Annotated in this window: 1 protein-coding gene; it reads right to left on the bottom strand. The window is 73.4% G+C overall.

The features are described 5' to 3' along the window. Nucleotides 1–25: 25 nt before the first annotated feature. Nucleotides 26–12,463 carry a type I polyketide synthase gene (locus tag D7318_RS27010; RefSeq protein WP_120699841.1) on the bottom strand — a complete coding sequence of 4,146 codons (12,438 nt, stop codon included), beginning with the start codon at nucleotides 12,461–12,463 and terminating at the stop codon, nucleotides 26–28. Between the last annotated feature and the right edge of the window lie 26 nt (nucleotides 12,464–12,489).

Raw genomic sequence — 12,489 nt, forward strand, 5'->3', positions numbered from 1 at the left:
TATGATCCCCACACTTCGCGCGTCGTCACGATTCAGTTCCGTCCATGGCCAGATGGATGAGGTCCGCGACGTCCATCGCGTCGATGTCCACGGTGTTGTCCTCGCCGGGGGCGCCGTCCGGCGTCGTCGACTCCTCGGCGCTCACGGTGAGCGCGAGCAGCTGGGTGAGCAGCCCGGTGTCGCGGAGGCGGGCGACGGGGACGGTGGCGAGCAGGTCGCGCACGCGTGCGTCGTCGGCCGTGTCGGCGTGGGCCGTCCCGGCGTCGGGCGGTGAGAGTCGTCGGGCGAGCTCGGTGGCGACGGCCGAAGGGGTGGGCGCGTCGAACACCAGCGTCGCCGGGAGCCGCAGCCCGGTCGCGGCGCTGAGGCGGTTGCGCAGCTCGACGGCGGTGAGGGAGTCGAGGCCGAGCTCGGTGAAGGCCCGGTTCTCCTCGACGGCCCTGGGTCCGGCGTAGCCGAGGACGGCGGCCACATGGGAGCGGACCAGCTCGGCCAGCGTCTCGACGCTGGCGCCCGCCAGGGAGGCGGGCCCGGTGTCCTTGGGCGCCCGCTCGCGCCGGGGGGCGCGCACCAGGTCTGTGAGCAACGGCGGGAGGTTGCCCGCCTCGGCGAGGTCGCGGAGGGCGGCGTGGTTGAGCCGGACCGGGGCGAGCACGGCCTCGTCGCTCGCGAGGGCCGCGTCGAACAGGGCGAGCCCTTCGGCCATCGGCAGCGCCGCGATGCCGGACTGGCTGTGGCGTTCGATGTCGGTGGCGTCCAGCCTGCTGCCCATGCCGCCCTCGTCGGCCCACAGGCCCCAGGCGAGCGCGGTGCCGGGGAGGCCTCGCGCGCGGCGGCGGCGGGCGAGCGCCTCGAGGGTGGCGTTGGCGGCGGAGTAGGCGCCCTGCCCGATGCCGCTGAGCCTGCCGCCGATCGAGGAGAACATGACGAACGCCGACAGGTCGCGGCCCTCGGTGAGCTCGTGGAGGTGCAGCGCGGCGTCGGTCTTGGGCGCGAGGACGCGGCCGACGCGCTCGGGGGTGATGCTCTGGATCGTGCCGTCGTCGAGGACGGCGGCGGTGTGGATGACGGCGGTCAGGTCGTCGATGCCGTCGAGCAGCGCCAGGACCTGGTCGCGTTCCGACACGTCGCACGCCGGGACGGCGACCCGCGCGCCCCGGGCGCGCAGCTCATCGGCGAGCGCCGCGAGGGGGGCGTGGCTCGCGCCGCGCCTGCTCGCGAGGACGAGGCCGCGCACGTCGTGGGTCTCGACCAGGTGGCGGGCGAGTGCCATGCCGAGGCCGCCGCTGGCGCCGGTCACCAGGACGGTGCCGGTCAGGCGGCGCGCCTCGGCGGGCGCGGTAGGCGCGGTAGGCGCGGAGGGCGCGGCGGCGCGGGCCAGGCGCGGCGCGACGAGGGTGCCCGCGCGGGCGGCGATCTCGGGCTCGCCCGCGCGCACGGCGGCGGTGAGGGTGGGTCCTGTGAGGGCGTCGGGGGCGTCGCCGATGTCCAACAGGGTGATGGCGTCGGGGTGTTCGCGCTGTGCGGAGCGCAGCAGGCCCCACACGGCGGCCTGCGCGGGGTCGTCCTCGACGCCCGCGCCGACCACGACGAGCCGGGAGGCGGCGAACCTGGCGTCGGCGAGCCAGCCCTGCACGGTGGTGAGCGCGGCGTGAACGGCGGACCGCACGGCGCCCGGGGTGTCGCCGGGCGCGGCGGCGCCGGGCACGGGCAGGAAGACCGCGTCGGGCACGTCGTCGATGGCGGCGAGGTCGGGGTAGGAGGTCAACGGGACGCCGCTCGACCCCAGCAGCGCGCCGACCTTCCGCTCGTCGGGCCCGAGCAGGCCCCAGCGGCGGTGGGCGGCGCCGGTCGCCGTGTTCGCGGGCGGGGTGAGGGGCGTCCACCGCACCTGGTGCAGCGACTCCAGGGCGCCGAGCCCGGTGACGGCGGACACCGTGCGCCGCACCATCGAGGCGACGGTGGCGACGGGCGCGCCGGTGGCGTCGGCCACCAGGAACGCCAGGCCTTCGTCGCCCGCCGGGGAGATCCGCACCCGCAGGGCGCCGGTCCCCGGGGTGTGCAGGCGGGCGCCCGACCAGATGAACGGCATGCGCAGCGGGCCCGCGTCGGGGGCGTCGCCGAGGGAGAGCAGGTGGAGCGAGGTGCCGAGCTCGGCGGGGTGGAGCGCGTAACGGTCGGCGTCCTTGGCCGCGTCGATCTCGGCGTAGAGGTGGTCGCCGTCGCGCCAGGCCGCGGCGAGCCCGTGGAACGCCGGGCCGTAGTCGATCCCCTGATCGGCCATGCGGTCGAACAGGGCGTCGATGTCGACCGGTTCGGCGCCCGGCGGGGGCCAGGCCGTCAGCCCGGCGGCGGGCGCGGGGTCGGCGGCGGGGGCGAGCGTTCCGCCGCACCTGCGGGTCCACTCGGCGGCATCCTCGGCGCGGGAGTAGAGAGCGACGGTGCGCCGCCCGGCGTCGTCGGGGGCGCCGACGGTGACCTGGAGCTGGAGGCCGCCCTCGGCGGGCAGGGCGATCGGGCTCTCCAGTGTCAACTCCTCGACCAGGTCGCAGCCGACCCGCGCGCCCGCGTGGAGGGCGAGGTCGAGGAGGGCCGTGGCGGGCAGAAGCGGAACGCCGCCGACCACGTGGTCGAGCAGCCACGGCTGAGCGTCGGGCGACAGGCGGCCGGTGAGCACGAGCCCGCCGCCGTCGGCGAGGGTGACGGCGGCGCCGAGCAGCGGATGCCCGGTCGCGTCGAGGCCCGCCGCGCCGAGGTCGCCCGCCTGGGCGGGCTGGGTCTCGGGCCAGTAGCGCTGACGCTGGAACGGGTAGGTGGGCAGGTCGACCTGGCGACCGTGCGGGATGTGCCAGTCGACCGGAATGCCGTGGACAAACGCCTCACCGAGCGAGAGCAGAAGCCTTTCCATCCCGCCGTCGCTGCGGCGCAGCGTGCCCAGGACGATCGCGTCGGCGTCCTCGGCCGTCTCACGCAGCGCGATGCCGAGCACCGGATGCGCGGACGTCTCGATGAACACGCCGAAGCCATCGGCCAGTAGCGCGCGGGTGGCCTGCTCGAACCGCACCGTGTTGCGCAGATTCTCGTACCAGTACGCCGCGTCCAGACCCGCAGCCTCGAACTCCCCACCCGTCAGAGCCGAATAGAACGGAATGTCTCCCGAACGCGGGGCGATCGGAGCCAGGACCTCAAGGATCTCGTCACGCAGCGACTCCACATGCGCGGAGTGCGACGAGTAGTCGACATTGATGCGGCGGGAACGCTCAACCGTCGCGAGGACCGTCTCAAGACCCTCAGGATCACCCGACACCACAACGGAGTTGGGACCGTTCACCGCAGCGATGGAGACACCCTCAGGCAGGACCACCTCGTCCACCGGCAGCGGAACGGAGATCATCCCGCCCCTCCCCGCCAACGCCACGATCGACCTCGACCGCAGAGCCACCACGCGCGCGCCATCCTCCAACGACAGCGCACCCGAGACGACGGCGGCGGCGATCTCACCCTGCGAATGACCCACCACGGCGGCAGGCTCCACACCATGCGAACGCCACACCGCCGCAAGCGAGACCATCACCGCCCACAACACCGGCTGCACCACATCAACCCGACCAAGCAACGCCTCATCGCCCAGCGCGGCCTCGAAGTCCCAGTCCACAAACGGACGCAACGCCTCACCACACGCCACCATCGACCCACGGAACACCGGCGAGGCATCCCACAACCCCGACGCCATCCCCACCCACTGCGAACCCTGACCGGGGAACACAAACACCGTGCCGCCCAAGGGGCGGGCGACGCCCTCGACGACGCCCATGGCGGGCTCGCCACGGGTGACCGCGTCGAGGTCGCCGTTCAGGACGACGGCGCGGTGCTCAAGGAGCGGACGGGACAGCAGCGTTGCGGCGATGTCGTGCGCGTCCAGCCGTTCGGCCAGGGGTGCCAGCCGCCCGGCGGCCTCGCGCAGCGCGGCCTCGGAGCGGGCCGTCAGCACCCAGGGCACCGGGCCTGGGGCATCGGCGACGACGGGCTCGGGTGCCGCCGGTGTCTCCTCGGGCTGCTCCAGGATGATGTGCGCGTTGGTGCCACTGATGCCGAAGGCCGAAACGCCCGCCCGACGCGGCCCGTTGGGCTCCCACGCCCGGGCCTCGGTCAGCAGCTCGACCGCGCCCGACGACCAGTCGACGTGGGACGACGGCGCGTCCACATGGAGGGTGCGGGGCATGATGCCGTGGCGCATCGCCATGACGGTCTTGATGACCCCGGCGACCCCGGCGGCGGCTTGGGTGTGGCCGATGTTGGACTTCAACGACCCGAGCCACAGCGGCCGTTCGGCGTCCCGGTCCTGACCGTAGGTGGCGAGGAGCGCCTGGGCCTCGATCGGGTCGCCCAGGGTCGTTCCCGTGCCATGCGCCTCGACCACGTCCACATCGGACGGCGAGAGCCCCGCCGAGGCCAACGCCTGCCGGATGACCCGCTGTTGAGAGGGACCATTGGGCGCGGTCAGGCCGTTGGACGCGCCATCCTGGTTGACGGCCGAGCCACGCAGCACCGCGAGGACCGGGTGGCCGTTGCGGCGGGCGTCGGAGAGGCGTTCGACCAGCAGGACGCCGATGCCCTCGGCCCAGCCCGTTCCGTCGGCCGCCTCGGCGAACGGCTTGCACCGCCCGTCCGTCGCGAGGCCGCGCTGGCGCGAGAACTCCACGAACACGCCCGGCGTCGGCATGACCGTCGCGCCGCCGACCACGCTGAGGTCGCACTCGCCGCGCCGGAGCGCCTGGGCGGCCCAGTGGAACGCGACCAGCGCGGACGAGCAGCCGGTGTCCACCGTGACGGCCGGGCCCTCGAAGCTGTAGGTGTAGGAGAGGCGGCCCGACGCGATGCTCGTGGTGGTGCCGGTCAGCAGGTGCCCGCTGAAGTCCTCGGGCGCCTCGTGCAGCCGGGGCCCGTAGTCCTGCCACATGGTGCCGACGAACACGCCGGTGCGGCTGCCGCGCAGGGTCGCGGGGTCGATCCCGGCGCGCTCGAACGCCTCCCACGACGTCTCGAGGAGGAGCCGCTGCTGCGGGTCCATCGCCAGGGCCTCGCGGGGCGAGATCCCGAAGAACTCCGGGTCGAACGCGGCGACATCGTCGAGGAATCCGCCCTCGCGCACATACGTCTTGCCCGCCTGCCCCGGCTCGGGGTCGTACAGGGCCTCGATGTCCCAGCCCCGGTCCTCGGGGAAGGGCGTGATGGCCTCGTCCTCGCCGACGACCAGGTTCCACAGGTCATCGGGCGAGCTGATGCCGCCGGGGAAGCGGCAGCCCATCGCCACGATCGCGATCGGCTCGTCGACGGCGACGGGGGCCACGACGACCTCGGCGTCGGCCTTCACGCCGAGGGCTTGGGCGCGCACGTGCTCCGCGAGGGCGGTGGGGGTCGGGTGGTCGAACACCGCGTTGGGCAGCAGCCGCACGCCGGTGGCGCCGGTGAGCCGCTTGACCAGCTCGACCGTCATGAGGGAGTCGAAGCCGAAGCTCTTGAACGCCTTGTCCGTCGCCACCCCGTCGATGCCCTGGTGGCCGAGGACGGCGGCGGCGTGGACGCGGACCAACTCGAGGACGAGCGCGCGCTGTTCGGGCTCGGGCAGCCCCGTGAGCCGGGCGGCGAGGCCGTCGGGGGCGTCGCCCTTCGCGGCGTCGCCGCCGGTCCCCGTCAGCGGGGACAGCAGCTTGCTGGGGCGAACCGCCGTGAAGGCGGGGGCGAAACGGTCCCAGTCGATGTCGGCGACCGTCACCGCGACCTCGTCGGCGGCGAGGGCCTGGTCGAGCGCGGCGATCGCGAGCGCGGGGTCCATCGGGGCGAGCCCGAGGCGTTCCCAGTGCACGGTGTCGCCGTACTGCGTGGCCATGCCCGCGCCGCGCCACGCGCCCCAGGCGAGCGAGGTGGCGGGCAGGCCCTGGGCTCGGCGGTGGGCGGCGAGCGCGTCGAGGACGGCGTTGGCCGCGCCGTAGGCGCCCTGGCCGCCGCTCCCCCACACGCCGGCGCCCGAGGAGAAGAGGACAAAGGCGCGGAGGTCGCGGCCACGGGTCGCCTCGTGGAGGTGGCGGGCGGCGTCCGCCTTGGGGGCCAGCACCTCGTCGATGCGAGCGGGCGTCAACGCGCCGATGGGGCCGTGGTCTTCGATCCCGGCGGCGTGGATGACGACGCCGAGGTCGGGGATGCCGTTCACCAGCTCGGCGATGGCGGCCGGGTCGGTCATGTCACATGTCGCGAACGTCAGGCGGCCTTCGAGATCGGCCCGCAACTCGGCGGCGCCCGGGGCGTTCTCGCCCCTGCGGCTGGCCAACACGACGCGCTGGGCGCCGCGTTCGACCAGCCAGCGGGTGACATGGGCGCCCAGGGCGCCCGTGCCGCCGGTGACCAGGCAGGTGCCGGTCGGCTCCCAGGTCCCGGCGGGGGCCGCGCCCGCGCGGACGAGGCGGCGGCCGAACGCGCCCGATCGGCGGATCGACACCTGGTCCTCGTCGCCCTGGAGGACGGCGATCAGGCGGGTGAGGGACCGCTCGTCGGCGGGGCCCTCGATGTCGACCAGGCCGCCCCAGCGGTCGGGGTGTTCGACGGCGGCGCCAAGTCCAAGACCCCAGACGGCCGCTCGGGACGGGTCGGCCTCCCAGGCGCCATGGGTGAGGCACCACAGCGTCGCGTCCGAGTCGTCGGCCAGCAGGGCGACGACATCCACGGGGGCGGGGTCGACGGCCAGGATCGCCGTGACGCGGTCCTCGGGTTCGGTGACGACGCGGGCGCCATGCGCGCGGAGTGCGGCGGCGTAGGGCTCGGCGTCGCCGATCAACAGCCAGGTGCCGGTGAGGGGTTGGGCGGGCCGGTCGGTGAGGGGCTTCCACTCGACGCGGTAGCGCCAGGAGTCGATGGCCGAGCGCTGCTTCCTGCCGTCACGCCAGGCGGTGATGGCCCGTTGGGCGGTCTTGTCGAGGGCCAGCTCGCCGCGTTCGACGGCGGCCCAGAACTCGCCGTCCACCACGTCGCGGGCGGCGGGCGCCTCGGGCCAGTAGCGCTGGCGCTGGAACGGGTAGGTGGGCAGGTCGACATGGCGACCGTGCGCGATGTGCCAGTCGACCGGAATGCCGTGGACAAACGCCTCGCCGAGCGAGAGCAGAAGCCTTTCCATCCCGCCGTCGCTGCGGCGCAGCGTGCCCAGGACGATCGCGTCGGCGTCGGCGGAGGTCTCGCGTAGGGCCACTCCGAGAACGGGGTGGGCGGAGGTCTCGATGAACGCGCCGAAGCCGTCGGCCAGTAGGGCGCGGGTGGCCTGTTCGAACCGCACCGTGTTGCGCAGATTCTCGTACCAGTACGCCGCGTCCAGACCCGCAGCGTCGAACTCCCCACCCGTCAGAGCCGAATAGAACGGAATGTCTCCCGAACGCGGGGCGATCGGAGCCAGGACCTCAAGGATCTCGTCACGCAGCGACTCCACATGCGCGGAGTGCGACGAGTAGTCGACATTGATGCGGCGGGACCGCTCAACCGTGGCAAGGACCGTCTCAAGACCCTCAGGATCGCCCGACACCACAACGGAGTTGGGACCGTTCACCGCAGCGATGGAGACACCCTCGGGCAGGACCACCTCATCCACCGGCAGCGGAACGGAGATCATCCCGCCCCTCCCCGCCAACGCGACGATCGACCTCGACCGCAGAGCGACCACGCGCGCGCCGTCCTCCAACGACAGCGCACCCGAGACGACCGCCGCCGCGATCTCACCCTGCGAGTGACCGACGACGGCGGCGGGCTCCACACCATGCGAACGCCACACCGCCGCAAGCGACACCATCACCGCCCACAACACCGGCTGCACCACATCAACCCGGGCCAGCAACGCCTCATCGCTCAGCGCGGCCTCGAAGTCCCAATCGACAAAGGGACGCAACGCCTCACCACACGCCACCATCGACCCACGGAACACCGGCGAGGCATCCCACAACCCCGACGCCATCCCCACCCACTGCGAACCCTGACCAGGGAACACAAACACCGTGCCACCGGCCGCGCGGGCAACTCCCTCGACGACGCCCGCCGTTGGGGCGCCCGATGCCAGCGCCTCAAGGCCCTCCGCTCCCGACACCACCACCGCGCGGTGCTCGAACGCCGAACGCGACAGCAACGTCGCCGCCACATCCCGCGCGTCCAACGCACCGATGCGCGACACCAGTTGACCGGCCATGGCCCGCAGCGCCGCCTCCGAGCGGCCCGAGAGGACCCAGGGCACCGGGCCCGAGGCGGGCGGGCGTCCGCCCTGGGGCTCATCCGACGGCGCCTGCTCGACGATCACATGGGCGTTCGTGCCGCTCACGCCGAACGAGGACACACCCGCCCGGCGCGACCCGTTGGACTCCCACGCGCGGGTCTCGGCGAGCAGCGTGACCGCGCCGGACGACCAGTCCACGTGGGACGACGGCGCGTCCACATGCAACGAGCGGGGCAGCACGCCGTTGCGCATCGCCATGACCATCTTGATCACGCCCGCGACCCCGGCGGCCGCCTGGGTGTGACCGATGTTCGACTTCAACGACCCGAGCCACAGCGGCCGTTCGGCGTCCCGGTCTCGGCCATAGGTGGCAAGCAGCGCCTGGGCCTCGATCGGGTCGCCGAGCGTCGTTCCCGTGCCATGCGCCTCGACGGCGTCCACATCGGCGGTCGTCAGGCCCGCGTCGGCGAGGGCGGCATGGATGACGCGCTGTTGGGAGGGGCCGTTGGGCGCGGTCAGTCCGTTGGACGCGCCGTCCTGGTTGACGGCCGAGCCACGCAGCACCGCGAGGACAGGGTGGCCGTTGCGGCGCGCGTCGGAGAGCCGCTCGATCAGCAGCAGTCCGGCGCCCTCGGCCCAGGCCGTTCCGTCGGCGGCCTCGGCGAACGGCTTGCACCGCCCGTCCGCCGCAAGACCGCGTTGACGGGAGAACTCGACCAGGATGCCAGGGGTGGACATCAGGGTGACACCGCCCGCGAGGGCGAGTGAGCACTCGCCACGGCGCAGCGCCCGCATGGCGACATGCAGGGCGACGAGCGACGACGAGCACGCGGTGTCGACGGTGAGGGCGGGACCCTCGAAGCCATAGGTGTAGGAGAGGCGGCCCGAGGCGACGCTCGCGGTGGTGCCGGTCAGCAGGTAGCCGCCGAAGTCGTCGGGCGCCTCGTGCAGTCGGGGGCCGTAGTCCCCGGCCATCGCGCCGACGAAGACGCCGGTCGTGCTGCCGCGCAGGGTCGAGGGGGCGATCCCGGCGCGCTCGAACGCCTCCCACGACGTTTCCAGGAGCAGCCGCTGCTGCGGGTCCATCGCCAGGGCCTCACGCGGTGAGATCCCGAAGAAGGCCGGGTCGAACGCGGCGGCGTCGTGGAGGAATCCGCCCTCGCGCACATAGGTCTTGCCCGGTCGGCCCGGCTCGGGGTGGTAGAGGCTCTCGACGTTCCATCCCCGGTCCACGGGGAGGGGCGTGATGGCGTCCTCCTCGTCGATGACCAGCTTCCACAGGTCATCGGGCGAGCGGACCTCGCCGGGGTAGCGGCAGCCCATCGCCACGATCGCGATCGGCTCGTCATCGCTCATGGCCACGGGCGCGGCGGTGGGCGTCGCGTCGCCGCCCGGGGTGGCGGAGAGCAGCTCGGCCACCGCCAGGGGGGTGGGGTGGTCGAAGATCAGGGTGTTGGGGAGGCGGAGGCCCGTGGCGTTGTTCAGCAGCGCGCACAGGTCGATGCCCAGGAGCGATGTGAAGCCGAGGTCGCGGAATGTCGCGTCGGCGGGGATCTGGGAAGGGTGCGCGGTGCCGATGACCAACGCGGCCTGTGCGCGGACCAGTTCGAGCGCTTCCTCGTGGGTCAGCGAGGTGGGGGCGACGGACTCGGGCGTGGGGGCGAGGGCGGAGTGGGGGGTGTCCTCGTCGAACCAGTGGCGCTCGCGCTGGAAGGCATAGGTGGGCAGATCGACATGGCGGGCGCCCGTTCCGGCGTAGAACGAGGCCCAGTCAACGGTGACGCCCCGGGTGAACGCCGTGGCCAGCGTCGCCAGCAGGGACTCTGCCTCGGGGCGGTCCTTGCGGAGCAGGGGTATGCCGTCGGCCATGGCGGACAGCACGCCGTCGGGGCCGACCTCCAGGAAGGTGCCCACGCCCTGGGCGCGCAGCGACTCGACCGCGTCATGGAAGCGGACCGCGTCGCGAACGTGCCGCACCCAGTACTCGGCGTCGACGCTCTCCGGCTGGCCCGCGATGGGCAGTTGGGCGGGGTGGTAGGTCAACGCCTGGGCCACCGACCGGAACTCATCCAGCATCGGGTCCATCAGGTGCGAGTGGAACGCATGGCTGACGCGTAGGCGCTTGTGCTTCCAGCGCCGGGCCAGCTCGACCACGGCCGACTCATCACCCGAAAGCACCATGGAATCCGGACCGTTGACCGCCGCCAGGTCGACCCCCTCGACCAACAGCGGCAGCACCTCCGCCTCGGGGGCCTGCACCGCGATCATCGCGCCGCCCTCGGGCAGCGCCCCCATCAGACGACCACGCGCGGCGACCAACGTGCACGCGTCGTCAAGGGAGAGCACACCCGCGACATGCGCGGCGGCGATCTCGCCGATCGAGTGACCGGCCAGGAAGTCCGGTCTGACACCCCAGTATTCGACCAGCCGGAAGAGAGCGACCTCGACCGCGAACAGCCCGGCCTGGGTGTACTCGGTCCGGTTGAGCAGGTCCGCGTCCTCGCCGAACACCACATCCTTTACGGGGAGTTCGAAGCGCGCGCACACCGCGTCGAACGCCTCCGCGTACACCGGGAACGCCCCGTACAACTCCCGGCCCATGCCGAGCCGTTGACTCCCCTGCCCCGAGAAAAGGAACGCCAGCTTCTCGTCCCTGGCCGCCGTGCCGCGCATCACACCGGGGGTCGAGCCGCCATGGGCGAGGGTGTCGAGGCCGGTGCGCAGCGTCGCGCGGTCACCGGCCAGGACGGCGGCGCGGCGGTCGAACGCGGTCCTCGCGGTGGCGGTGGTGAACGCGCAGTCGAGCGGCGTCAGTCGCGGGTGGGCGTCGAGGTGGGCGAGAAGGCGAGCGGCCTGCTCGCGCAGCGCGGCGTCGTTGCGCGCGGCGAGGGTCACGGGCAGCGCGGCGGGCGGGCTGACCGGCTCGGTGGGCGGGGCGGGGTCGGGGGCCTGCTCGAGGACGACGTGGCAGTTGGTGCCGCCGACGCCGAAGGAGCTGACGCCCGCGACGAGGGGGGCGTCGGGGCGGGGCCAGGGGCCGGTCTCGGTGACGACACGCAGGTTGAGGGCGTCGAGGGGGACGCCGGGGCGGCGGTGGTTGAGGGTGGCGGGGAGTGTCCTGTGGTGGAGGGCGAGAACGGCCTTCAGCAGCCCGGTGATTCCGGCGGCGCCCTCGGTGTGGCCGACGTTGGTCTTGGCTGAGCCGACGGCGAGGGGGGTGGTGCGGTGGGTGCCGAGGGCGGCGCCGAGCGCGGCGGCCTCGACGGGGTCGCCGGTCCTGGTGCCGGTGCCGTGGAGTTCGACGTACTGGACGCGTTCCGGGGTGGTGCCCGCGCGGGTGTGGGCGAGGCGGATGACCTCGGCCTGGGTGTCCTGGCGCGGGGTGGCGATGGTCTCGCCGCCGCCGTCGTTGTTGACGGCGCTGCCGCGGATGACGCAGATGACGCGGTCGCCGTCGGCGCGGGCGTCGTCGAGGCGCTTGAGGACGACGACGCCGCCGCCCTCGCCGCGGACGTAGCCGTTGGCGCGTTCGTCGAACGTGTAGCACAGGCCGTCGGGCGAGAGCCCGCCGAAGCGGGCGGGGGCGGCGGTGCTGTGGGGGGCGATGACGAGGTTGACGCCGCCCGCGAGGGCCAGCGTCGACTCGCCGTTGCGGAGGCTCTCGACGGCGGTGTGCACGGCGACGAGGGACGAGGACTGTCCCGTGTCGACGGTCATGCTGGGGCCGTTGAGCCCGAGGGTGTGGGAGACGCGGTTGGCGATGACGCCGCGCTGGAGGCCCGTGAGGCTGTGGGCGGTCAGGGCGTCGGTGCCGTGGCGGTGGACGAGGGTCGCGTAGTCGTCCCACATCGCGCCGACGAAGACGCCCGCGCGGCTGCCGTCGAGGGTGGCGGGGAGGATGCGGGCGTGTTCCAGGGCCTCCCAGACCAGCTCGAGCGTGAGCCGCTGCTGCGGGTCGGTCATGGCGGCCTCGCGGGCGGTCATGCCGAAGAAGGCGGGGTCGAAGCGGTCCACGTGGTCGAGGAAGCCGCCGCGGTCGGTGGGGGCCTTCGGGTCCCAACGGTCGGCGGGGGCCGGGCCGATGGCGCTGACGCCGTCGCGGAGGAGGGACCAGTAGGCGTCGATGTCGGGCGCGCCGGGAAGGCGGCAGGACATGCCCACGACCGCGATCGCGCACTCGGCCGCAGACCAGGACACGTCCGACGTGTTGTGCGCCAAGGGGACCTCCGCTGGAATGGTGTTCC

The sequence above is a fragment of the Streptomyces radicis genome, assembly GCF_003626575.1.
Lineage (GTDB): Bacteria > Actinomycetota > Actinomycetes > Streptomycetales > Streptomycetaceae > Streptomyces > Streptomyces radicis.